At 70.0% G+C, this 23,599-nt stretch carries 18 protein-coding genes and 1 pseudogene; 14 read left to right on the top strand and 5 right to left on the bottom strand.

Features of this window, described 5'->3' with window-relative positions; translation table 11 throughout:
- Positions 1-9 precede the first annotated feature (9 nt).
- The 3 genes and pseudogenes from ACQEXA_RS15515 to rsgA (ACQEXA_RS15505) form a co-directional block, all read left to right on the top strand.
- Positions 10-1,341: a radical SAM protein gene (locus ACQEXA_RS15515; protein ID WP_432934126.1), complete on the top strand. Its 1,332-nt coding sequence runs from the start codon at positions 10-12 to the stop codon at positions 1,339-1,341.
- Between the two features lie 216 nt (positions 1,342-1,557).
- Positions 1,558-3,051, top strand: a complete 1,494-nt coding sequence (locus ACQEXA_RS15510; RefSeq protein ID WP_433130412.1) for a cellulose binding domain-containing protein — start codon at positions 1,558-1,560, stop codon at positions 3,049-3,051.
- A gap of 427 nt (positions 3,052-3,478) precedes the next feature.
- Positions 3,479-3,929: pseudogene (gene rsgA, locus ACQEXA_RS15505) on the top strand (GTPase RsgA); the annotation flags it as partial.
- Positions 3,930-4,070: 141 nt separating this feature from the next.
- Here the strand turns inward: rsgA (ACQEXA_RS15505) and ACQEXA_RS15500 are convergent.
- Together ACQEXA_RS15500 and ACQEXA_RS15495 are read right to left on the bottom strand one after the other, a co-directional pair.
- Positions 4,071-4,760: a response regulator gene (locus ACQEXA_RS15500; protein WP_432934130.1), complete on the bottom strand. Its 690-nt coding sequence runs from the start codon at positions 4,758-4,760 to the stop codon at positions 4,071-4,073.
- Positions 4,757-6,448: an ATP-binding protein gene (locus tag ACQEXA_RS15495; protein ID WP_433130410.1), complete on the bottom strand. Its 1,692-nt coding sequence runs from the start codon at positions 6,446-6,448 to the stop codon at positions 4,757-4,759. Before ACQEXA_RS15495 ends, ACQEXA_RS15500 begins: the two co-directional genes overlap by 4 nt.
- A gap of 235 nt (positions 6,449-6,683) precedes the next feature.
- Between ACQEXA_RS15495 and ACQEXA_RS15490 the strand changes: the two genes are divergently transcribed.
- The 6 genes from ACQEXA_RS15490 to ACQEXA_RS15465 all read left to right on the top strand — a co-directional run bounded on the left by ACQEXA_RS15490 (position 6,684) and on the right by ACQEXA_RS15465 (position 14,727).
- Complete coding sequence (locus ACQEXA_RS15490; protein WP_433130408.1) at positions 6,684-7,544, top strand: ABC transporter ATP-binding protein; 861 nt, start codon at positions 6,684-6,686, stop codon at positions 7,542-7,544.
- Positions 7,541-8,419 (top strand): ABC transporter permease, encoded by an 879-nt coding sequence (locus tag ACQEXA_RS15485; RefSeq protein WP_433130406.1) that lies wholly within the window; start codon positions 7,541-7,543, stop codon positions 8,417-8,419. Before ACQEXA_RS15490 ends, ACQEXA_RS15485 begins: the two co-directional genes overlap by 4 nt.
- A gap of 93 nt (positions 8,420-8,512) precedes the next feature.
- Complete coding sequence (locus tag ACQEXA_RS15480; protein WP_433130404.1) at positions 8,513-9,601, top strand: ABC transporter substrate-binding protein; 1,089 nt, start codon at positions 8,513-8,515, stop codon at positions 9,599-9,601.
- A gap of 504 nt (positions 9,602-10,105) precedes the next feature.
- Complete coding sequence (locus ACQEXA_RS15475; protein ID WP_432934138.1) at positions 10,106-11,788, top strand: SWIM zinc finger family protein; 1,683 nt, start codon at positions 10,106-10,108, stop codon at positions 11,786-11,788.
- A 251-nt stretch (positions 11,789-12,039) separates the two neighbouring features.
- Positions 12,040-13,200, top strand: coding sequence for a ribosome small subunit-dependent GTPase A (gene rsgA, locus ACQEXA_RS15470; protein WP_433130402.1), 1,161 nt, complete (start codon positions 12,040-12,042; stop codon positions 13,198-13,200).
- 105 nt (positions 13,201-13,305) lie between these two features.
- Positions 13,306-14,727: a DNA-3-methyladenine glycosylase 2 family protein gene (locus ACQEXA_RS15465; protein WP_433130401.1), complete on the top strand. Its 1,422-nt coding sequence runs from the start codon at positions 13,306-13,308 to the stop codon at positions 14,725-14,727.
- 35 nt (positions 14,728-14,762) lie between these two features.
- Here the strand turns inward: ACQEXA_RS15465 and ACQEXA_RS15460 are convergent, their stop codons facing one another.
- Together ACQEXA_RS15460 and ACQEXA_RS15455 are read right to left on the bottom strand one after the other, a co-directional pair.
- Positions 14,763-15,131, bottom strand: coding sequence for a PPOX class F420-dependent oxidoreductase (locus tag ACQEXA_RS15460; protein ID WP_432934144.1), 369 nt, complete (start codon positions 15,129-15,131; stop codon positions 14,763-14,765).
- Between the two features lie 78 nt (positions 15,132-15,209).
- Complete coding sequence (locus ACQEXA_RS15455; RefSeq protein ID WP_433130399.1) at positions 15,210-16,367, bottom strand: RNA-guided endonuclease InsQ/TnpB family protein; 1,158 nt, start codon at positions 16,365-16,367, stop codon at positions 15,210-15,212.
- Positions 16,368-16,390: 23 nt separating this feature from the next.
- Between ACQEXA_RS15455 and tnpA the strand changes: the two genes are divergently transcribed.
- A complete protein-coding gene (gene tnpA, locus ACQEXA_RS15450; RefSeq protein WP_432939643.1) occupies positions 16,391-16,819 on the top strand; it encodes an IS200/IS605 family transposase in 429 nt (142 codons plus the stop codon).
- A gap of 23 nt (positions 16,820-16,842) precedes the next feature.
- On the opposite strand, the gene ACQEXA_RS15445 is transcribed toward tnpA, so the two are convergent.
- Positions 16,843-17,685: an IS5 family transposase gene (locus ACQEXA_RS15445; protein WP_432920252.1), complete on the bottom strand. Its 843-nt coding sequence runs from the start codon at positions 17,683-17,685 to the stop codon at positions 16,843-16,845.
- Positions 17,686-17,936: 251 nt separating this feature from the next.
- Between ACQEXA_RS15445 and ACQEXA_RS15440 the strand changes: the two genes are divergently transcribed.
- The 4 genes from ACQEXA_RS15440 to ACQEXA_RS15425 all read left to right on the top strand — a co-directional run bounded on the left by ACQEXA_RS15440 (position 17,937) and on the right by ACQEXA_RS15425 (position 23,591).
- Entirely contained in the window at positions 17,937-19,316 is a 1,380-nt protein-coding gene (locus ACQEXA_RS15440) for an IS1380 family transposase (protein WP_433130396.1), read from the top strand.
- 312 nt (positions 19,317-19,628) lie between these two features.
- The gene (locus ACQEXA_RS15435; protein ID WP_432934148.1) at positions 19,629-20,852 is read left to right on the top strand and encodes an SGNH/GDSL hydrolase family protein; all 1,224 of its coding nucleotides are present in this window, start codon (positions 19,629-19,631) and stop codon (positions 20,850-20,852) included.
- A 244-nt stretch (positions 20,853-21,096) separates the two neighbouring features.
- The gene (locus tag ACQEXA_RS15430) at positions 21,097-21,624 is read left to right on the top strand and encodes a recombinase family protein (protein ID WP_433130394.1); all 528 of its coding nucleotides are present in this window, start codon (positions 21,097-21,099) and stop codon (positions 21,622-21,624) included.
- Positions 21,621-23,591, top strand: a complete 1,971-nt coding sequence (locus ACQEXA_RS15425) for a zinc ribbon domain-containing protein (protein WP_433130392.1) — start codon at positions 21,621-21,623, stop codon at positions 23,589-23,591. The genes ACQEXA_RS15430 and ACQEXA_RS15425 overlap by 4 nt, the downstream gene beginning before the upstream one ends.
- Positions 23,592-23,599 lie beyond the last annotated feature (8 nt).

Below are 23,599 nucleotides of genomic sequence, written 5' to 3'. Positions count from 1 at the left end.
AGACACGGGATGGGCAGCCGCACCACACTGGTCGAGGATCTGATGGAGCGATTCCCGCACGTTCCGCGGGAAGCCGTCTTCAAAGAAGATCTGCTCCGCGGGGGTGTGGCCTTCGACGCGTCCGCCCTGTCCGACAACGAGGACGGCGAGGTCAAGCCGAAGTCCTACTTCATCTTCTCCTTCGACCACGGCACCCTGCCCGAGCTGGGCGAGGCGGCGCTGCGGCGCCCGCCCGAGGAGATCATCCTCACCGGCGGCCCGTACGACCTGCGTCGGACCGTGGTGTCCGTACGGGTCAATCCGACCTCGCCGTACCGCGTGGCCGCGGACGAGGACGGGCTGCTCGGGCTCTACCTCGACGGGCACAGGATCGCGGACGTGGGCGTGCCGCCCATGCCCGAGTACTACCGGCACACCCTCTCCAACGGGAAGTCCGTGATGGAGGTGGCCCCCACCATCCAGTGGGGCTACCTGATCTACCTCACCGTCTTCCGCGTCTGCCAGTACTTCGGCGCCAAGGAGGAGTGCCAGTACTGCGACATCAATCACAACTGGCGGCAGCACAAGGAGGCCGGGCGGCCCTACACCGGTGTCAAGGACGTCGAGGAGGTCCTGGAGGCGCTGGAGATCATCGACCGGTACGACACCCAGAAGGCCTCCACCGCCTACACGCTCACCGGCGGCGCGATCACCAAGACGGTCGCCGGCCGTGACGAGGCCGACTTCTACGGGCACTACGCCAAGGCCATCGAGGAGCGCTTCCCGGGCCGCTGGATCGGCAAGGTCGTCGCCCAGGCGCTGCCGAAGGACGACGTACAGCGCTTCAAGGACTACGGCGTGCAGATCTACCACCCCAACTTCGAGGTGTGGGACCGGCGCCTGTTCGAGCTGTACTGCCCCGGCAAGGAGCGCTACGTCGGACGTGACGAATGGCACCGGCGCATCCTCGACTCGGCCGAGATCTTCGGCGCGCGCAACGTCATCCCCAACTTCGTCGCGGGCGTCGAGATGGCCGAGCCCTTCGGCTTCACCACGGTCGACGAGGCGATCGCCTCCACCACGGAGGGCCTGCGCTTCTTCATGTCGCACGGCATCACCCCGCGCTTCACCACCTGGTGCCCGGAGCCGACCACCCCCCTCGGCAAGGCCAACCCCCAGGGCGCTCCGCTGGAGTACCACATCCGGCTGCTCGAGGCCTACCGGGCCACGATGGACGACTTCGGGCTCTCCTCGCCGCCCGGCTACGGCCCGCCCGGACCCGGCCGCGCGGTGTTCTCCGTCAGCTCCTTCATGGACAGCCTGCCGGCGCACGAGGAGACCGAGGAGCCGACCCGCGCGTAACGATGGCATCACGTGCCCCGGAGAGCTGAGCCGAAGCGGGGCGCGATCCGTACAACTCAACAGTGCGCGACGACGGCTGCGGCAAGTGAATACGCCGCTTGTCAGTTGTGTGAGAAGCGTGAAAGGCTCTGGGCCAGTCGTGAGATGATCCTCAACTCCCATGGTCCCCGGGCGAGTTGACTCTGCCTGTGGAAGCAGTTGATGCAGGAGCCTTCCATGCCCGAGCTGCCCACCCCCCAGGACGCCGCCGAGGCCGCGCTGTTCTCGGAGTGCTGGGACGCGGTGCTGTCGTACGCCGACCTGTGCACGTCCGGTACGGCGGCCGGCAGGCAACTGGCCACCGAGGCGTTCACCCAGGGCATCCAGGAGGCCCGTGCCGCCGCGGCCCGGGCAGGAACCGCCGGACGCCGCACCCCGCGGCTGCCCGGGATCCCCCTGCTGCTCACGGCGGTGCGCAGTACCGCGGCCGCATGGGAGGCGGAGGGCAAGGGACATCTGCTCGACCCCGAGCTGCGGCTGTGGCTCAACTCCGGCAAGGCCGCGCGGTACACCGGCCCACCCCTGCAACGTCCCTTGGCCCTGCGCGGGCTCAAGGACATGCAGGAGGCGGACGCCGCGCTGCTGTGGCTGGCGGAGGTGGAGGCGCTGCCGCTGCCCGACGTGGCCCGCAGGCTCGGCCTCGACCCGGCGGCCGTGGCCACCGAACTGGCCCAGGTACGGGCGCTGTTCAGGGACCGCTGCCAGCGCAACCACCTCGACACCCCCATGGACGCCGACTGCCGCAGGTACGCGCGGCTCCTCGACGCGGTCACCCGCGCGTCGGCCCCTGAGACGCCCGAGGACCTCTCGCGTCACCTCGCCACCTGCGTAGAGTGCGCGGAGGCGGCCGCCTGTCTGCGGCTGCACGGCGGAGGAACGCCCGCCGCGCTGGCGAGCGGAGTGATCGGCTGGGGCGGCCTCGCGTATCTGGAGCGGCGGCGCCGGGCGGCGGAAGCCGGGCTGACCGGCGGGCGCACGGACGCGGGCGCGGACCGGGGCATCGCCGTCGGCGCCGTGACGCGGCCCCGGATCGGCCGCGCGGGCCTCCTGACCACCGCCGTCGTCGTGTCCGCGCTGGCGCTGACGGTCTCGCTCATGCAACTCGGCGACTCCGGCGGGCCGACGTCCGACGGCGACACGGCCGACAGCCAGGCCGTGGCCGAACCGGCACCGCCCCTCCCGTCCGTCGGCTCCGTCCCCGACAGCAGCACGAGTGGCACCTCCCCGACCGCGCACCCAGGCGGCTCGGCCACCGGCACCAAGAGCGGGGACTACGACACCGAACCGCAGGGCACGTCGACGAGTCCGGTGAAGGACACGCCGACCGCGTCCACGCCTGCCCGGCGGACGCCGTCGCCCTGCCGGGCGAAGTACCACCTGGACGACGAATGGCATACCGGGTTCCAGGTCGCGATCACGGTCACCTCGACGACGGCGCTCGACGACTGGAACATCACCTGGACGTTCGACGACGGCCAGCACATCACCCAGATGTGGGACGGCATCTTCACCCAGGCGGGGTCCGAGGTCACCGTGAAGGCCGCCGACTACAACAAGAAGGTCGCCGCGAACGGCACGTTCGCGTTCGGTTTCCTCGCCTCGAAGCACGGGGGCAACGCCGTGCCGCACGACTTCATGGTGAACGGGGTCGGTTGCTCGACGGTGGGCTGAGACGACCCGAGCCCATCACGTCGGCGAGCCGCAGCAGGGACCGCTCGTGCCCGGTGGCCACGCGTCCGCTCCACCCGCCCCGGGCCCAACCCCCATGCCCACGAACGGCACCGCCCGCACGCGTGCCCGAGGTTCGTGGTCACGGCCTCATTCCCGACGGCCCGTGACGTGCCGCAGGGCTCGAAACAAATCGGTGGCGGCCCTGAACGCGGCGCTTCTATGGTGGGGGCGCTTCTCGTGGTGGCAGTGGGCTGCCACGGCCCGCCGAGTGAAGAACCGGAGGTGTGACCCATGGCTGTCTCTGTGATGGGCGCTGCCCGCAACCAGGAATTCGTCCGATCCACCTCCGCGGTCTCCGGCTGATCCTTCCCACCTCTTCCGCGCCTGCGGGCGCGCGCCGGGGGCCACCTTTGTGAAGGGTTCCCCCTTGAAGCTGTCCTCTCTTTCGTCTTCCTCGGCTGCGCCGCACCCTCTCGCTCCCTACGGCTGGGACGGGGACTGGGAGACGCAGTTCGCTCCCTACGCCGAGCAGGACCTCCTGCCCGGACGTGTCGTACGGGTCGACCGCGGTCAGTGCGACGTGATCACCGCCGGCGGGGTACTGCGCGCCGACACCGCCTTCGTCACCCCGCACGACCCCCTGCGGGTGGTGTGCACCGGCGACTGGGTCGCCGTCGAACCCGGGGGGCAACCCCCGGTATGTCAGGGAGTATCTGCCGCGCCGCACCGCCTTTGTGCGCTCCACCTCCTCCAAGCGGTCCGAGGGGCAGATCCTCGCCGCCAACGTCGACCACGCGGTCGTCGCCGTCTCGCTCGCCGCCGAACTGGACCTCGCACGTGTCGAACGCTTCCTGGCACTGGCCTGGGAGAGCGGCGCGACTGCGCAGCGGTGAAGCACGCTCGGCGCCGGCGTGCGCGATCCGCATGCCCGACAGACAGGACTCAGGCGAGCAGTGCCTTGTCGGTGCGGCGATGTACGGCCTCGCGGACGGCAGCGCACCGACTCCGCATGGAGTCCCTCAGCGGACGATCCGGTAGAGGTGTTCGGGGCGGCCGGTGGTGCCGTAGCGGAGTTCGAGGCGGACCATGCCCTCCTTCACCAGGTAAGAGAGGTATCGCTGGGCCGTGGCGCGGGAGACGCCGGTGAGTTCGGCGGCCTCCATGGCCGACAGGGCGTCCTGGGCGGCGCGGAGGGTCTGGTGCAGCAGGGCGAGGGTCGGCGCGGAGTGGCCCTTGGCCGGAACCCGGGGGACGGCGGGCGGACGGGCGGCGCTGAACAGGGCGTCCACGTCGGCCTGTTCGGTCTGCGGGACCGAGCCGAGGGCGTCCATGCGGTGCTGGAGTTCGCGGTAGGCGGTGAGCCGCTCGGCCAGGTCGGCGGAGCCGAAAGGCTTGACGAGATATCCCACAGCGCCGAGCTTCATGGCGATCCGCACCGAGGTGATGTCCCGGTCGGCGGTGATCATGATGACGTCGGGGCGGTCGCCGCCCTCGTCCCGGCTGAGCTGCCGGAGCACGTCGAGTCCGCTGCCGTCCGGCAGGAAGACATCGAGCAGCAGCAGGTCCGGGTGATGGTCGTGCACCGCGTTCAGCGCCTCGGCCACGGTCGCCGTCCGGCCGACCACCTCGAAGCCCTGGACGCGGGACACGTAGTCGCAGTGGATGTCGCTCACCCGGAAGTCGTCGTCCACCACCAGCGTCCGGATCACCAGCGATCTCCTCCTTCGGCACCGTCCGCCGCTCCGGCAGGTACCGGCGGAGCCGTCGTGAACAGGGCGCCTTGTGGCGCGGGGGCGGTGTCGGGCAGGGGCAGTACGACGGTGAAGACCGCGCCCGGCCCCTGGCTGACCGTGATCGTGCCGCCGTGCCCCTGCACCAGCCGGTGGACGAGGGCCAGGCCCAGGCCGCGCCGGGCGGTGCCTCGGTCGGGCCGGGTCGACCAGCCGTCCTCGAAGATCGTCTCGGCGGCGCCCGGCGGGATTCCCGGACCGGTGTCCGCCACCCGCACCAGCACCTGGTCGACGGCCTCGACCAGCGACAGCCGCACCTCGCGGCCGCGCGCCGGGACCGGCCCGCAGACCGCCGCGTCGACCGCGTTGTCCAGCAGATTGCCGACGACCGTGAGCAGCCGGCGCAGCTGCGGTGGGCCCTCGCCGAGGGCCGAGTCGTCGCTGAGCACCAGCCGTACACCACGCTCGGCGGCCACCGTGGTCTTGGCCACGATCAGCCCGACCATCAGCGCGCTGCCGATCCGCTCGCGCACGGACTCGGCCAGCGCCTGCTCGGCGCCGGCCGACTCGACCGCGTACTCGTAGGCGGCGTCGTGGTCGCCGATGTCCAGCAGCCCGGCCACGGTGTGCATACGGTTGGTGAACTCGTGCTGCTGGGCCCGCAACGCGTCGGTCAGGCCACGCACGGAGTCCAGCTCGCGCAGCAGCCCGATCAGCTCGGTCCGGTCGCGAACGGTGACCACCGCGCCCAGTTCCCGGCCGTGCAGCGCCACCGGCATCCGGTTGACGACCAGACAGTGCTCGTCGGTCAGCACGCTGATGTCGGTGCCGGTCAGGGTGCCGTCCAGCGCACTGCGCAGCCGCCCTTCCGGCAGCACCTCCGCCAGCGTGCTGCCGAGCGCCGTACCGAGACCCAGCAGATGGCGGGCCTCGTCGTTGACCACGGTGATCCTGCCTTCGGGGTCGAAGGCGAGCACGCCCTCCCGGATGCCGTGCAGCATCGCCTCACGGTCCTGGAGCAGCCCCGCTATCTCCTCCAGCTCCAGCCCGAACGTCGTCCGCTTCAGCCGCCCGGCCAGCAGGAACGCGGCCGCCGAGCCGAGCGCGACGGCGATCGCGGCGTACAGGCCGAAGGTGGGCAGCTCCCGCCACAGCTCCCCGAGCACATGGCTTTCCGGGAGGCCGGCGGACACCTCACCGACCAGGGTGCCGGTGGGGCCGTACACCGGGGCCTTGCCGTTGGCGGACCGCCCGGTGGCGCCCTGGTCGGAGCCGACGTGGGTGTGGCCGTCCCGCACCACGATCGGGTCGTTCACCGGCTCGCCGATCAGAGCCGACTGGGGGTGCGAGTGGCGGATGCCCCGCAGGTCGATCACGACCACGTACGACGCGCCCGAGGCCTTCCGGATCCGTTCGGCGACGGTCTGCACGACGTCGCCGCCACCGCCGTACTCCATGGTCCGCCGGATCTGCGGATCGGCGGCCGCGGTCTTCGCGATGGCCAGCGCCCGCTGCTCGTAGGAGCGGTCGATCTCGGCCCGCTGGGCGAACGCGAAGAGGACGAAGCCGATGGTTCCGGTGAGAGCCAGGATGACCAACTGGTTGACGAGGATCCGCCCGGAGAGCCTCCCCTTCCCGCCGCGGCCGATCCCGATACGGATGGGCATCACTGGTGCCTTCGCCCTTGTCGTGCTGCCGGGCGCGGCCCCGTCGCCGTACCCGTGGTGGCGTGATTGTGCCCCACCCAGCACATGCTGCCCACCCCCGGCCCGCCGAGCAGAATGAGCAGAACCCCCGGTAACACGGCTAACGCGGGATACGTCTGAAACAGCGACGCAACACCGACGGGCCTTTAGCGTCTGCCTTCCTCGACCTCCGAGGTTAGGAAGGAGACGGCCTCAGATGGCTTCGCGAAACGATCTCGCGGTGAGCCCGGGCGCCGAGAAATTCGGCCGGGACAGCGCGCGAGTGGAGATCTCAGGACTCACCAAACGGTTTCTGACTCCGGCAGGTGAGGTGTTCACGGCGCTTCAGGACGTCTCCTTCACCGTGGAGCCCGGCCAGTTCTGTGCGGTGGTCGGCCCGACGGGCTGCGGCAAGTCGACGACGCTGAGCATGGTGTCCGGGCTCGACCGGCCCAGCGAGGGATCGGTCAAGGTCGGCGGCCGTGAGGTGGACGGCGTCGCCGACGGCGTCAGCTTCATGTTCCAGACCGACGCGCTGCTGCCCTGGAAGACCGTCCTCGGCAATGTGCTGATGGGCCCGGTGTTCCGCGGCGTCCCCAAGCAGCAGGCCCAGGCCTCGGCGCGTGACTGGCTGCGCCGGGTGGGCCTGTCCGGGTTCGAGGACCGCTACCCGCACCAGCTCTCCGGCGGTATGCGCAAGCGGGTGGCGATGGCCGCGGCGCTGATCAACGAACCCAAGATCCTGATCATGGACGAGCCGTTCGGCGCCCTGGACGTGCAGACCAAGGCGATCATGTCGACCGAGCTGCTCGGCCTGTGGGAGCAGATCCGGCCGTCGGTCATCTTCATCACCCACGACCTCGACGAGGCTGTGGCGCTCGCCGACCGGGTCGTCGTCATGACGTCCAGCCCCGGATCGGTCAAGGCGGTCTTCGACATCGACCTGCCACGCCCGCGCGGCGCGGTCCAGGAGATCCGCTTCCAGCCCCGCTTCATCGAACTGCAGCACCAGATCTGGGAAACGCTGCGCGAGGAGGTGGAGCGCGCCTACGCACGCACCGCAGGAGGTCCGGCATGAGCACGACATCCGCTGTTCCCGCCGCCCTGGTCAAGGACGGCGCACAGTCCTCGACCGCGGCCGCCGCCAAGCGGGCCGCCCGGCGGCGCACCGCCCTGGTGTGGGCGGGCCGTATCGGCCTCGCGGTCTTCGTCGTCGGCGGCTGGCAGGCGTCCACCACCTGGGGGATCGTCGACCCGTTCTTCTTCGGGCAGCCGTCCGGCATCGCCCAGCGGCTGGCCGACCTCTTCCAGCACGGCACCGAGTTCGGGTCCTTCTACGCGAACATCTGGACCACGATCCAGGAGGCGCTCGTCGGCTTCGTCCTCGGGACCGTCACCGGAGTGATCTTCGGCGTCGCGCTCGGCCAGAGCCGCTTCCTCGCCGATGTGCTGGGCCCCTACATCAAGATGGTCAACGCGATCCCGCGGATCGTCCTCGGCTCGATCTTCATCGTCGCGTTCGGTATCGGTGTGCTGCCGAAGATCCTGCTTGCCGCGGTGCTGGTGTTCTTCATCGTCTTCTTCAACGCCTTCCAGGGCGTCCGTGAGGTCGACCGCAACATCCTCGCCAACGCCAGGGTGCTCGGCGCCTCGCAGCTGCAGATCATCCGGCACGTCATCGTGCCCTCCGCGCTCACCTGGATCATCGCCAGCCTGCACAGCGCCTTCGGCTTCGCCATCGTCGGCGCGCTGGTCGGCGAGGTGCTCGGCGCGCAGAGCGGCCTCGGCCTGGTCATCAAGACCGCGCAGAACAACTTCGACCCCAACGGCGTCTTCGCGACGATGCTCGTCATCTCGGTCATCGTGCTCGGCGCCGAGTGGCTGATCGGCAAGCTCGAACACCGGCTGCTGGCCTGGCGCCCGCCGGCGTCGTCCGAGGCCAACTCCCTCTGACGCCTCGGCTCCTCCGCGCACCACCTCGGAAACCTCAGCGAGTCGAGCAACTTCAACAACCCCAGCAACCTCAGCAAAGGAATGTGGTCAGCCATGTCCAGACGACCCGTCGCCGTCGCCGCGTCCCTCCTCACCGTGCTCGCCCTCGGCGCGACAAGCGCCTGTTCCGGCAACTCCTCAGCCGCAAGCGGTGGTTCGGGCGGCACGCCGACCGTCAAGCTCATGGCAGGCGGCCTCGACAAGCAGATCTACCTGCCCTACCAGCTCGCCCAGCAGCTCGGCTTCTACAAGAAGTACGGTGTCAACGTCGAGCTGAGCACCGAGCAGGACGGCGGTGTCGGCGCCGAGGACGCCATGGCCTCGGGGCAGGTGGACATGGCGGGCGCCTGGTACATCCACACCATCGACTTCCAGGTGAAGGGGAAGGCGGTCGAGGACGTCGTCCAGCTGTCCGGCGCGCCGGGGGAGCGGGAGATGTGCACCGCGAAGAGCGGCGTCAAGTCGGCCGCCGACTTCAAGGGCAAGACGCTCGGCGTCACCGACCTGGGTTCGGGCACCGACACACTCACCCAGTTCGTGGCCGCGAAGAAGGGCCTCAAGACCAAGGCCTTCAACCGGATCGGGGTCGGCGCGGGTTCCACCGCCGTCGCCGCGCTGCAGAACGGCAAGGCCGCCTGTGTGATGACGACGCAGCCGACGGTCGCCGCGATCGAGAAGAAGGGTGTCGGCACCTCCGCGATCGACCTGGCCACCACGGAAGGCGCCAAGGCCGCGATGGGCGGCGCCTGGCCGGCCGCGAGCGTCATCGCCCGTACCGACTGGGTGAACTCGCACAAGGACGCGGTGCAGAAGGTCGTCAACGCTCTCGTCGCCACCATGCACTGGATCAACTCCCACAGCGCGGCCGACATCGCGAACAAGCTGCCGGCGTCCTTCGTGCAGAACCAGCTGGTGACCAAGGCCGACTACATCGCGGCCCTGACCCAGGACAAGGGCCAGTTCCTCCCGGACGGCATCATGCCGGCCGGCGGCCCGAAGACCGTTCTGGCGACCGAGGAACTGGTCGGCCACGCGACCTCGTCGGTGAACCTCGGCACGACGTTCACCAATGACTTCGCCATCAAGGCCAACAAGACCGAGGGCTTCACGACCACGACGACCCCGGCGGGGTCTAACGGCTGAGTCTCCGGCACGTGGGGCCCCGCCCAGGTGACTGCCACCTGGGCGGGGCCCCACGTCGTGAGCGCGAGGGCTACGTGTCGAAAGGAAGACCCGGTCCGAGAAGCGTTGCGTTGATCTCCGAGGCGTCCGTCGCCGGTTGGGTTCGGCGCGCATGGTCCAGGAGCGGTACACGGAGTTGCGTCTGGTATCCCGCAGGCTCGGTGAACGTTGTCCGGGTCGAGCACTACGAGGCGGACACCGTGCTCACCCTCGGCCGGCGGAATTTTTGCGTCATCGGCCCGCTGACGGGACACATCGCGTTCCGGCTCCTGGCCGGCGATCTGTGGGTGTCCTCGACGCGGAGGCTCAAGGTACAAGTCCGGGGTCCGGCCGGTCAGCCGCCGGCCCGTCGTGGCGGTCGTGAGCCGCGGCCGCCGGCGTGCGGATGTGGGGGCGAGCGCCAGCCAGCACAGCAATGCGGGCACTGCAGGGGCCGTCGCTCCGCTCGGCAGGTTGAATGCCTCTGTGGCAAAGGACTTGGACTTCGACGAGGAAGACCTGCGGGCGCTGGCCGGGCCACGCTCCTTCGAGCGGGGCCGAGGGTATCTGGCCGCGGTGACCGCCGTGGAGGTCGGCGACGGCTGGATCACGGCCACCGTCCACGGGACGGACGCCTACCAGGTGGAGCTGACCTTCGATGGAGGCGACGGCCTCGCCGGGGAGTGCGACTGCCCGTACGGGATCGAGGGCAACTTCTGCAAGCACCTGGTCGCCCTGGGCCTGACCGTGCTTGCCGAGCCTGAGGTGGTGTCGCGGCAGCGCGGCCGGGCCAGGACTCGCGCCCAGGAGCTGGACGCTTGGCTGGCTGCGCGCTCCAGGGACGAGCTGCTCGCCCTGGTACGGGAACAGGTCGCCGAGGACCGGCAGTTGGCGCGTCGGCTGGAGTTGCGGGCTGCGAGCGCCCGCGGAGACCTGGTCGAGGTCCACGCCCGGATCCGGGAACTCTTCGACACCGCCCCCTTCGCACGGTACGGCTATGTGGAGTACGCCGATGCCCATGCCTATGGCGAACAGGCCTCTCAGGCGGTGTCCGCGATCGCCGCACTGACCGCCGCCGGGCGGCCCGCAGACGCGATCTCCCTGTCCCGGGAGGCGATGCGGCTGCTGAGCGAGGCGCAGGACGCGATCGACGACTCCGACGGTCACCTGGGCCGAATCGGGGCTGCGCTCGCCGAAGCCCACCTCGACGCGTGCCGCGCAGCAGGCCCCGACGCGGACGAGACCGCGCGGTGGCTGGTCGGCCATCTGCTCAGTGACCCGGACGATCTCACCGGCATCGATCCCCTCGACTACGAGGATGTCCTCGGCGTGCAAGGGGCGGCGCACGTAAGGGAGTTGGCGGCTGCGGCCTGGCGCCGCAACCGCACCGGCTGGGCAGAGAAGTACCTGATGGAAAGGCTGGCCAAGGCGGAAGGAGACGTCGACGGATGGGTCACCGTGCACGCGGCCGACCTCGCCCAGGACGGCAGCACCCACCTGACCGTCGCCCGCGAACTGGACACCGTCGGCCGCCCGGACGAGGCCCTGCGGTGGGCGGAACGCGGCATTGAGGAAACACACGACGACGTCACCCCCGACATCGCCCTGATCGACTACCTCTGCTACCGCTACGCCCGCGCCGGCCGGCTTTCCGACGCTGTCGCTCTCCGTCGCGGCCACTTCGCCGCCCGCCGCTCCCTGGCCGCGTACCAGCAGTTGCGTACGGCGGCACAGGCGGCCGGCTGTTGGCAGGTCGAGCGGGAGCCGGCGCTTGTGCTGCTGCGCGCTGACGCCGGGCAGCGGCAGCGGTCCTGGTACGGCGGCCCGGTCCTGGTCGATGCCCTGCTCGACGACGGGGACGTCGACGCTGCCTGGCGGGCCGCGGCCGAAACGCGTGCGCACGACCGTCAGTGGCGCGCCCTCGCCGACCAGGCCCGCGCAGTCCGCCCTGCCGACGCGCTCGGGGTCTACCTGCGGCTGGCCGCACCGCTCATGAAACAGACGGGCAACGCCGTCTACGAGCAGCTGACCGTTCTGCTGCTGAGCATGCGTGACTGCCATGGCCGCCTGGGGACCGAAGACGAGTTCACCGCGTACCTCGCCGCTCTGCGTGCCGACCAGAGGCGCAAGCGGAACCTGATGCGGCTCCTCGACCAGCACGGCCTGTGACCCTGCCAGAAAATCGGTGGCGCCGGAATGCGGGCGCCTCTAGGGTGAGGTTCGCTTCTCGCAGTGGCCGTTGGCCGCTGCCGTCTGCCGAATGAGAAACGGGAGGTGTGACCGATGGCTGTCTCTGTGATGGGCGCTGCCCGCAACCAGAAGTTCATCCACTCCACCTCCGTGGCCTCCGGCTGACCTCTTCCTGCTTCTTCCGCGCCCACGAGCGCGGGCGGCCGGGGCCACCCTGTGAAGGGTTCCCCTTGAATCTCTCTTCTCCTTCGGCTTCTTCCGCCTCGTCGCACCCTCTGGCCCCGTACGGCTGGGACGAGGGATGGGAAGCGGAGTTCGCTCCGTACGCCGAGCAGCGCCTACTGCCCGGCCGTGTCGTACGCGTCGACCGCGGTCTGTGCGACGTCGTCACCCCAGCTGGCACAGTCCGCGCCGACACCGAGTTCGTCGTACCCCGCGACCCGATGAAGGTCGTGTGCACGGGGGACTGGGTCGCCGTCGACCCCGAAGGCAGCGATCCGCGGTACGTGCGGACGCTGCTGCCACGCCGTACCGCCTTCGTGCGCTCGACATCGTCCAAGCGTTCCGACGGCCAGGTGCTGGCCACTAACATCGATCACGTCGTCATCTGTGTGTCGCTCGCGGTCGAACTGGACCTCGGGCGGATCGAGCGGTTCCTGGCACTTGCCATGTCCAGTTCGAGTGGTGAGGCCCTGCTGCATAAGTCGGCACTCTCTTGGGAGTCCGGAGCCCAGCCGCTCGTGGTGCTGACCAAGGCCGACGTCGTGCCGCACGCGACGACACTCGGGCACCTCGTCCAGGACGTGGAGGCGGTCGCGCCCGGCGTGCCGGTGCTGCCGGTCAGCGCCCAGCGCGGGGACGGCCTCGACGTCCTCGAGGCGGTCCTCTCCGGCGGCACGTCCGTACTGCTCGGACAGTCCGGAGCGGGCAAGTCCACGCTCGCGAACGTGCTGCTCGGTGAGGAGGTCATGGACGTACAGGCCACCCGGGACATGGACGGAAAGGGCCGGCACACCACGACCACGCGCAACCTCCTCGTGCTGCCGGGCGGCGGAGTCCTCATCGACACGCCGGGGCTGCGCGGAGTGGGGCTCTGGGACGCCGAGAGCGGTGTGAGCCAGGTGTTCTCCGAGATCGAGGAACTGGCCGCGGAGTGCCGGTTCCACGACTGCGCGCACGTGGCGGAGCCGGAGTGCGCGGTGCGCCGCGCGGTGGAGTCCGGAGAGCTGTCCGAGCGACGGCTGGAGAGCTACCGGAAGCTGCTGCGCGAGAACGAGTGGATCGTCGCCAAGACCGACGCGCGGGTACGGGCGGAACGACGCCAGGAGTGGAAACGGAAGGGGGCGGAGGGCCGGGCGGCGATGGAGGCCAAGCGGGGACGGTTGCGGTAGCCGCGACGGCACGCCGCAGACTGTCGTGCCCGCGGCGTGCCGCGTCCGGACGTCATGTCCGAAACCCGCCGGAACAGTGCCGCGCCACGGCGCACACTGGACGACATGACCGAGGAAGACACCAGGTACGAGGCGGTGCGCAGCCGGGACGCCCGGTTCGACGGCGCGTTCTTCTTCGCCGTCGCCACGACCGGGATCTACTGCCGGCCCAGCTGCCCCGCCGTGACGCCCAAGCGTCGCAACGTGCGGTTCTATCCGACGGCCGCCGCCGCGCAGAGCGCCGGGTTCCGCGCCTGCCGGCGGTGCCGTCCGGACGCCGTGCCCGGCTCCGCCGAGTGGAACGTGCGCGCGGACGTCGCGGGGCGGGCCATGCGCCTGATCAAGGACGGCGTGGTCGACCGCGAAGGTGTCGCCGGGCTCGCCCTGCGCCTCGGCTACAGCGCTCGTCAGGTGCAACGGCAGCTGACCGCCGAGGTCGGAGCCGGACCCATCGCGCTCGCCCGGGCCCAGCGGGCCCACAGCGCCCGCCTGCTGCTGCAGACCACCGAGCTGCCGGTCACGGAGATCGCCTTCGCGGCCGGGTTCGCCAGCGTGCGCCAGTTCAACGACACGATCAAGGCGGTGTACGCGGCCACTCCGCGCGAGCTGCGCGCCACGGCGCCCCGGGACGGAGGGGCCGCCGGCCGCGAGGCCGAGGCGTCGGCGGGGATCGCATTGCGCCTCGCGTACCGCGGCCCGTACCAGTCCGCGGCGGCCTTCGACCTGCTCGCCGCCGAAGCGGTGCCGGGCATCGAGGAGGTGTCGGGCCGGCCCGGGCGCCGGATCTACCGGCGTACACTCCGGCTGCCGTACGGCACCGCCGTCGTCGCCGTCGGCGAGCATCCGGGCCGCCCGGCGTCCCGGACGGGCGGGGACGGTCACCCCGGCGGCTGGCTCGACGCCCGGATCCATCTCACCGACCCCCGCGACCTCACCACCGCGGTCCAGCGGGTGCGGCGGCTGTTCGACCTCGACGCGGACCCGTACGCCGTCGACGAGCGTCTCGCCGCCGATCCCGGGCTCGCCCCACTGGTCGCCGCCCGTCCAGGACTGCGCTCACCGGGTGCGGCGGACCCCGAGGAGTTCGCCGTGCGCGCGCTCGTCGGCCGGACCCGGGCCGGGGAACTCGTCCAGCGCTACGGGAAGACGCTCGACGCGTCGCACGGCACCCTGACCCACACCTTCCCGGACCCCGCCGTGCTCGCCGAAGCCGGGCTGCACGGCACACCGGCCGCCCTCGCCACCGCGCTCGCCGACGGCACCCTCCGCCTCGACGCGGGCGCCGACCGCGACGACGCCCACCAGGCACTGCTCGCGCTGCCGGGCATGGATCCGCACACCGCCGCGATCATCCGCACCCGCGCCCTCGGCGACCCCGACGTGGCACCGCCGGACGAGACCGCCCCGGACGCCTGGCGCCCCTGGAGGTCATACGCCCTCAGGCACCTGTGGACGGCGAGCGGGTCCGAGCCGTCCCTCGCTCCGTGAAGGATCCCGTGAGGTGACGATCGCCCCGGCGAGGTTCAGGCCTGCTCGCCCTCCAGGCCCCAGCTGTGGATCCGCCGCGGACGGATCCGGATCACCTCGTCGCTGAAGTGCGGCCCCAGATCGTGCGGACCGGTGAGGAGTTCCGCCTCGCCTCGGACGTCCACGCCGCGCACCCGCCACGGGCGTGTGCTCACGATGTCGTCGACGACCAGCGCCACCTTGGGGTTCTGCTCCAGGTTCCGCCACTTCTTGGTGGCGCCCATCGCATGACCGCCGATCAGGACGGTCCCGTCCTCCTGGAGGAAGAAGCCGACCGGGTTGGCCTGGGGCTGTCCGTGCGGATCGACGGTGGCCAGCCGCCCGAGTCGCTGGGAGTGCAGATACGCGCGTTCGGCATCAGTCAACTTGACCCGGCCTTGAAGGACCGGGTTTGGAGGTAGCGCCCAACTGGCTGCTGGGTGGGCTCCTCCGTCCAGACACCCTTACGGGGTGGCAGGGGCGTGTGACTCACGCCCCGCAGTCCACGCGTCTTCGCCCCTGCGGGCGAGGACGCGGGAAGCGTTCCGGTCGGCGTGCGCAACGACGCCACACGACCGGCATGCGAACTTGGCTTGCAAGACGCGGTTGAGCCGGTCCACGTGCCCGCACTGCGCGCACTCCTTGGAGGAATAGGCGGGATCCACGAACACGAGCGGGACTCCGGCCCGTCGAGCCTTGTAGACGATGAAGTCTCCGAGCTGGGCGAAGGCCCAGGAGTGGAGTGCGACCCGTTGGGGCTTGCGGAGCCGTACCCGGGTGCGGATGCCCTTGAGTTCTTCCAGGGACAGGCCGCGTCCGGTGCGTTCAGCCTCGGTCACGATCGTCTTGGCGATGATGTGGTTGGTGTTCTTCACGTGCCGCTGTTCGCGGCGGGAGCGTTCCTTGAGCCGTCGCCTGGCGGACTTGGTGCGCTTCTTCTGGAGTTTGGCCCGCAGGGCGCGCTGCTGCTTGCGGTATCGGTTGAGGTGGCGGCCGGCGGCCTGGTAGCCGGTGGACGTGGTGGCGATGTTGACGATGCCCAGGTCCACGCCGGTGAACCCGCCGGGTTCATACGGGGCGGCTTCGGGAACCTCGCAGGTGGCGATCAGATAGAACACGCCGTCGCGTTCGATCAGGTCCGTTTCGCCCTTGCGGTACTGCTGGAGCGTCTTGAGCGCGCCCGCCGAGCAGGCGAACCGCACGCCCTTCAACCGGCCCTGCGTGGTCCAGATGGACACGGTTCGGGTGTCGTACTGCCAGCTCAAACAGCGGTCGTCGTAGGGCTGCGCGGCATCAGGGCGGAATGTGATCGGCTTGGACGCGGCCTTGATCCGGCGCTTGGAGCCCTTTTGGCCGAGGTTCCCGGCACGCAGGTTGGCGTGCAGCGTGGTGTACGCGTCACGCACTTTCTTGATCGCATGCTGCGCCGCCTGCGCTCCCAGGCCACGGGTCATTAGTTCGGCGTAGGTGTGCTTGCGTAACTCGTACTCACGCGGCACGTCGCCCGCGAACGCCACCTCGGAGACCCAGTTGGCCGCTTCGTTGACTGTGCGCAGGGTCGCCGACAGTGCGGATGCCTGCGCGGCGTCCGGTATCAGCTTGACCTGCGTCACGATCTTCACGGGCGTGATCGTATCATTGCTCTCTGTCACCTCGATGGGAGCCAAACTCCGATGTCCGCAGCGGCCGTAGCGCCGTCTACACGCTGCATGCGCACGTGGTCTTCACGCCGAAATACCGGCGCGGACCGTTCACCGGCGAGATCCTGACGCGCTGCGAGGAGGTCATGCGTGACGTCTGCACCGACTTCGGTGCGGAGCTGCGGGAGTTCAATGGCGAGACCGATCACGTCCACCTGCTCGTCCACTACCCGCCGAAGGTCGCCCTCTCCCGGCTGGTCGGCTCTCTCAAGGGCGTCTCCGCCCGGCGTCTGCGCCAGGAGTTCCCGGGACACATCCGCAAGTACCTGTGGGGCGAACACTTCTGGTCCCCCTCGTACTTCGCCGCCTCATGCGCAGGTGCACCGCTCGCCGTGGTGAAGGAGTACATCGAGAACCAGAAACGCCCCGGCTAAGAGCGTGCGCGGATAGGCGGTGTTCAGGGGCGTTTCCGGGGGCGTGTGTCCCAGCGGTAGAGGGTCCACGCGCGGCGGATGAGGCGACGCAGAGTGATGATGGCGTGGGCCAACGACAGGTACGCATCGATGACTTCGGTGCGGCGTTCGGTGCAGCGAGCGATCTTGAAGAATTGATTGCCCCAGGCGTTCGTGCGCTCCACCGGCCATCGTTTGGTGTTCTGGATCGGTGCGGCCACGCCCTTGACCGCGACCTGTGCCCGCAGGCCGTACTCTGCTGCCGTTCTGGTCCCCTTGCCGGTGCCGTAGGCGGCGTCGAGGTGGACCGTGACGTTTTCCGGGAGCGGCCCGATACGTTCCAGTCTCTCCAGGGTGGGACCCAGCAGCGGGGAGTCGTGCCGGTTGCCGGGAGCGGTGACAGCGCCGAGCGGGATGCCGCCGGCGTCTGTTGCGGTGGAGCGTTTCATACCGCCCTTTCGCCGGTCCACGGGCGAAGGGCCTGCAACTTCACCACCGCAGGGGGCCTTTGAGTGACAGCCGTCGACTGGCACATCCGACAGCTGTAGGCCGATGAAACGGTCGTAGGCTTCCAGAACGAGCAGCTCCAGGCGTTCGAAGACCCCAGCTTCGATCCACTCCTGACGGCGGGTACGGATGGTCGTCGCCGAGCACGCGTTGTCGGCGACCTTGCGGTAGCCGCAGCCGAACACCAGTACCTGCACGAGCCGGTCGAAGACAGTGCGGTCACCGATGCGTCGGCGATGACAGCCCAGCGGGTGGTCGGAAGCGAACTCACCGCGCTCTGGTAGCAGTTCCCGGAACTGCTGCCAGAGCGGATCGACAAGCCATAATGGGAGCGCAGGCACGGAGCCTCCACGGTCACGGAGCGTAGGAACTCACATGATCGCGCAGGCCCGTGCCTGCACCTGCATCCAGCCCTTACACCCGCCTATCCGCGCACGCTCTAAGCCTCGATCCACCGGGCAATAGCCGGTCCAGGGCTTGGACATGAAGACGCGGATGCCCTCTGAGCTGGGACGATGGGACTTCCTAGGGTTCCATGTCCACAGAATCGGAGTACATCCGCGAGATGTAATCTTCCCATGCCACTTCGGCGGTGTCCGCCGCGTTCGATGAGGCGAATCTGGTCGCGTATGCCGGGCTGGTCCCGGTGATGCGGTTGGCTGAGCGGTGCGGGCTTGCCCGTCTGACGGCGGACAAGGTGAAGCTGAGGGGGGCGAAGAACGGGGCGGGTGCCGCGGCGGACGCCAAGGTCGGAAGCATCGTGGCCGGCATGGCCGCGGGCGCGGACAGCATCGACGACCTGGACGTGCTGCGGCACGGTGCGATGCCCCTGCTGTTCGCAGGTATCCGTGCCCCGTCCACTCTGGGCACGTTCCTGCGCTCGTTCACCCACGGTCATGCCCTCCAACTGCACGCGGTGCACCGTCAGTTCCTGGCCGCGCTGGCCGCGAACACCCCGCTGCTGCCCGGCGCGGGCGAGAAGGCGTTCATCGATGTCGACTCCACTCACAAACGCGTCTACGGTCGCACCAAGCAGGGTGGCGAGTACGGCCGGTTCAAGGGCATCCGCACCCTGCACCCCCTGCTCGCCACGATCTGCACCCCCACCTCCCGGCCGGTGATCGCCACCGTGCGGATGCGCCGCGGCAAAGCGGCCGACTCCCGCGGCGCCCCGAAATTCGTCAGCGAGGCACTGGCCACCGCCCGTGAGGCCGGCTGCACCGGCCTGCGCATCCTGCGCGCCGACTCGCAGTTCTACAACGCCGGTGTCATCGCCGCCTGCCGCCGGGCCGGCGCCCGCTTCTCCCTCACCTGCGGCATGAACCCCTCCATCAAACGGGCCATCGCCGCCATCGACGACACCGCCTGGCAGCAGATCACCTACCCCACCGCGGTGCTCGACCCGGAGAGCGGCGAGCTCATCTCGGACGCCGAAGTCGCCGAGATACCCGCCTACACCGCGTTCGCCGGCCGGAAGAAGGCAGATCGGGTCACCGCCCGGCTGATCGTGCGCCGGGTCCGTGACCTGGCCAAACCCGCCACCATCGGCGAGCAGGGCGAACTCTTCCCCGCCTGGCGCTACCACCCGTTCTTCACCGACAACCCCGCCCCCACCCTCCAGGCCGAGCGGGAACACCGCCACCACGCCGTCGTCGAGCAGGTCATCGCCGACAGCAAGAACTCCGCACTGGCCCACCTGCCGTCCGGGCACTTCCACGCCAACGCCGCCTGGCTCACCCTGTGGGCCATGGCCTACAACCTGCTGCGGGCCACCGGCGCCCTGACCTCCGCCTTCCACGCCAAAGCCACCACCGCCACCCTGCGCGCCCACCTCGTCCACGTCCCCGCCAGGATCGCCCGCTCCGCCCGCCGCCTCACCCTGCACCTACCGCAGCGATGGCCCTGGCAGCACGCCTGGACACGACTGTTCGACACCGTCCACCCGCCACCCGAGGCGGCCCGACGTCACTGACCATCCCGCCCCGCCAGGGGCCCGATCGGAGCAGAACCGTGGAAACGCTGGGCAGACCAGCAAATACCCCTTGCCCACGTCCAGTCACAGCCCCAACGCCCGACCCTCGAAACCTCAAAAGACCCCTTCAAAGCCGACCGGTGGATCGAGGCTTAGTTCCGTGGGCGGATGCGGGCGACCGAATTGTTCTGTGGGCGGTCCGTACGCCCGACCGTGTGACGATGTGTTACCTCGCCGGTGGGTCCTGGGAAGTCTTCGAACGCTTCCCGGCCCCGCGTCCCGGGGCCGCCGGTGAAAAGAGGGCGCATCCATATGATCCGGTTGGCCCGCGCAAGGGGAACACGGCGTCGCTTCCTCGCCGTCCTGGCTCTCACCCTGCTGTCGACCGCGGTCGCCGCCCCGGGTGCGTCCGGCGGGACCGGGACGGCTCCCCGGTGGACCGGTACCTGGGAGGCGGCCCCCTCCGGCACCGCACCCGCCCTGCCCGGCGTCTCGATCCGCAACGTCGTGCACACCAGCGTCGGCGGCAGCGCCGCCCGCATCCGCGTCTCCAACCGCCTCGGCAGCGCCCCGCTCCGACTCGACGCCGTCACGGTGGCGTTGCGGCGGGGGATCGGTGCCGAGGCCGTTCCGGGCTCCCTGCGCATCGCGACCTTCTCCGGCGCGACCTCCGTCACCGTGCCCGTGGGGGAGGACCGTGTCACCGACGCCGTCCCTCTGCGCGTCCCGGCCGACGCAGACCTGCTCATCACCGTGCACACGTCCGCCGACTGCGGCCCGGCCACCTACCACCGCACCGCGATGCAGACCAACTACCTGGCCAGGAACGGCAACCGGGCCGCCGACACCAGCGGAGCCGCATACACCACCACGGTCTCCCACTGGTACTACGTGACCGGTGTGGACGTCCTGCGTCCCGCGCTCGCCGGCAGTGTGGTGGCCCTCGGTGACTCCCTCACGGATGGCACCGGCACCTCCCAGGGGACCAACCACCGCTGGCCCGACCTGCTCTCCGAGCGGCTGCGCGCGCTCCCGGCGAGCCGCAGACCCGGCGTCCTGAACGCCGGGATCGCCGGCAACCGCCTCCTGCTGGACGGAGTCGGCCCGAGCGCCCTGGCCCGCTTGGACGCCGACGTCCTCACCCGCACCGGAGCCCGCACCGTGATCGTGCTGGAGGGTGTCAACGACCTCAAGGACACACCGGGCCAGACCGATCCGGCCGCCTTCGTACGGGCGTACCGGCAGATTGTGACCCGTGCGCACGCCTACGGCCTGCGCGTCATCGGGGCCACCCTCACGCCGTTCGGCGGCCACCAGCGTTGGACCCCGGCACGCGAGCGTCTGCGTCATGAGATCAACGCCCTCATCCGCGGCGGCATCTTCGACGGGATCGCGGACTTCGACAGGGCCGTACGGGACCCCGCGCGCCCGGATCGCATCCTGCCGGACTACGACCCGGGCGACCATCTGCACTTCAACGACGCGGGCGCGATGGCGCTCGCGGACGCGATCGACCCGGCGGCCCTCGAGCGGTGACGGGTGGTCAGTCGGGCACATGCCGGCCGGGGACCGTCCGTCCAGGGCAGCGAAGTCACGAAGCTGGGAGAGATCCGAGGGGCCGCCCCGTGAATCGCCTCGGACTCCAGGCTCATCGATTTGCTTAGAGTTCTTCAGTGATCGTACGGTGACCGTGTGGAGCTTCTTCGACTCTCAAAGGCCGCCAGGCTTGGGTGTTCACTCCGTGACGCTTCGGCTTTGGGCTGACTCGGGGAAGGTTCCGGTGACTTGGGTCGGGCGTGAGCGTCGGTCCTCCTCGATCGATGTGGAGGCGATGAAGGTCTTCACCGGTGGCGAGCGTGTCCGGCTGGAGGGCCTGTACGTGCGTGTGTCCGGCTCCCACGGGGAGGAATCCTGGCTTCAGGCGCAGAGGAAGGAGTTGCGGGCCACCTCCACCGGCGAGATCGTCAAGGTCTTCCGTGACCGGGCCTCTGGCCTGGGGGAGGACCGGCCCGGTCTGAGCCGGCTCCTGCGGGGCGTTGCTGACGGCTCGGTGAGCGTCGTGCGTGTCACGCACGAGGACCGGCTCGCCCGGTTTGGTGTCGGCTGGCTCACACACGTGCTGTCCGTGTACGGCGCGAGTCTTGAGGTGCTGCACCCGAAGAAGCTCAGCAGCCGGGACGAACTCCTTGAGGACTTTGTGTCGCTGGGCACCACGTTCGCCGGCCGCCTGTACAGGATGCGGTCGGCCGAAAACCGGCGTCGCCTGCTGGCCGAGTCGGGCCAGTGCGACGCAGGGCGCGCCGCGTGAGTCGAAAGCTGCCGCTCGGTAAGGGCAAAACCCCCCGTACCTCGTGCGCCCGCGCCCTGCTCCGCCGGGCAGTGGACGAGAAGACCGGCGAACGCCTGTCGCTGTCCGCTGTGAGGTTACGCGTCGGCTGGTGCGCGGACCTCGTGTCCAACCTGGCCGCCGCCCTGCTGGCCGAACACTGCAATACCGGCGATGTTGATGTGCTGGCCTCCGGCGTGGACGAGGGCGGCCGGGCACTGCCGTCGAACGCGTGGATGGCGCTGCGGCGTCTGGGCTGGAGCGCCGCCCCGCCCGAGGGCGTGAAAGTCAACGACCGGATCGTGCGCATGGCCCAGGAGCAGGCCGGGCGGGCGCTTCGCTCGGCGAAGTGGCGTGCCGACCTGACTGCCGGAGTCGTGGCGGCATGGCCCATCGATCCGGGCAAGCGCACTCCCCTCGAGTGGGACACCGTCCGCACAGCGGTCCCTGGTGGAAAGTATCTGCCGTCCAGCATCATCAAGGCCCGCACCCGGCAGGCCGCCACGTATCTCAAGGCCAACGGCCGTCTGCCCGTGGACGTGTTCGAACTCGAAGGCACCCCGAAGATCCCCCGCATGCTGCTGCTCGCCGCATGCGACGGGCAGCAAGCCACGATCGAACGCTCCGAAACCGACACCGGGCAGGCGCTGCTACGACTTCAGCTGCCCACCCGCCCCGACCCACAGACATACCGGGACTGGACATGGGTGGCCTGCCCCATCGCGCTGCCGCCGACGGTCCCCGCATCGGCGGTGCTCCACCTTCCCACCCTCCGCTGCGCGGGTGACACCGTGCGCGCTGACCTGGCCTACACCCACGCCGTCCCCAAGGCCCACCGCACCGGTCATACGGTGGCGCTCGGCGTGGACTGGGGCCTGAACACGCTCCTCAGCGCAGGCGCCGTGCAACTGAACGGCGACGGGCGGATCACCGCGCTCGGTGCCGGCGCCCAGTTCCGGTCCGCCGGTGTGCTCGCCAAGCAGCACCGCCTGCGCCGCCTCTCAGAGCGACTGCACACCAAGGCCGACCAGTACATGCGGCTCATCGCAGGCCACGACCACCAGCTTGCCTCCACGCTCGACGTGCTCCGCGGCGAGATCCAACATGTCTCGCAGCGCCGGTCGAGCCTCAACGACGCCCTCGCCTGGGCTGCCGCCAGATGGACCGTCGACCAGGCCATCGCGGCCGGGGCCACGGTGATCTATGTCGAGGATCTGCGGTCGATGGAAGCCGGGGGCATGGGCCGCACCCTGAACACCCGCCTGTCCCAGCAGGTCCGCGGACAGATCGCCGACCGCATGCGGCACCTCGCCACCGAACAGGGCATCGCCGTCGTCACGGTTCCGGCCCGCAACACCTCCAAACTGTGCCCGCACTGCCTGACCCCGCTGCGGCACCGCAAAACCCCCGACCGGCCCACCCTCGCAGGATGGAAATGGGCCATCTGCCCCCACCAGGACTACCGTTGGCAGGGCGACCGCGACCACGGTGCCTGGCGACGAATCGCAGCCCGCGGCCTGGCCCACCAGGCCACGACCGTTACCGACCACACCAGCGGCCACATGGTGATCCGGACGGTCCTCGACAACCTCGAAGCGAACGCCGTCCTCACACCGACTGCCAAGACCAGCCGGAAGGACCGGACCAAGACCGGCCCCACCCGGCCACGTTCCACACGCCCCGCGCCCAGGCGACGCAGGGCACCCTCCCCAGCACGGCCTCGCGGTCGTGTTGGCCAGCGTCCGGAGGGACACGCTCACACGGACCGGACCCGGCTGCCCCGCGCAGCCCACCGACACCAGGGCATGAACACGGTCAGCACATCCACCACCGGCCACCGGCCACGAGGGGCAGCACTCGGCGCGGGATTCCACTTCCACGCCCACGCCTCCCCACCACGGTGGGAAACGATCCCGGAAACTCAATCCGACTCAGGATCGCGTAGCTGATCAGAGAC

Source organism: Streptomyces sp. CA-106110, from assembly GCF_050936285.1.
Classification (GTDB): domain Bacteria; phylum Actinomycetota; class Actinomycetes; order Streptomycetales; family Streptomycetaceae; genus Streptomyces.
The sequence above is the reverse complement of the archived record's forward strand: the minus strand, read 5'-3'. Positions and strand labels throughout refer to the sequence as shown.

Bases quoted from the DNA above. Each gene is read 5' to 3' on its own strand.
- ACQEXA_RS15515 (WP_432934126.1), top strand. From the start codon at position 10: ATGGGCAGCCGCACCACACTGGTCGAGGATCTGATGGAGCGATTCCCG.
- ACQEXA_RS15510 (WP_433130412.1), top strand. From the start codon at position 1,558: ATGCCCGAGCTGCCCACCCCCCAGGACGCCGCCGAGGCCGCGCTGTTC.
- ACQEXA_RS15495 (WP_433130410.1), bottom strand. From the start codon at position 6,448: ATGCCCATCCGTATCGGGATCGGCCGCGGCGGGAAGGGGAGGCTCTCC.
- ACQEXA_RS15490 (WP_433130408.1), top strand. From the start codon at position 6,684: ATGGCTTCGCGAAACGATCTCGCGGTGAGCCCGGGCGCCGAGAAATTC.
- ACQEXA_RS15485 (WP_433130406.1), top strand. From the start codon at position 7,541: ATGAGCACGACATCCGCTGTTCCCGCCGCCCTGGTCAAGGACGGCGCA.
- ACQEXA_RS15480 (WP_433130404.1), top strand. From the start codon at position 8,513: ATGTCCAGACGACCCGTCGCCGTCGCCGCGTCCCTCCTCACCGTGCTC.
- ACQEXA_RS15465 (WP_433130401.1), top strand. From the start codon at position 13,306: ATGACCGAGGAAGACACCAGGTACGAGGCGGTGCGCAGCCGGGACGCC.
- ACQEXA_RS15435 (WP_432934148.1), top strand. From the start codon at position 19,629: ATGATCCGGTTGGCCCGCGCAAGGGGAACACGGCGTCGCTTCCTCGCC.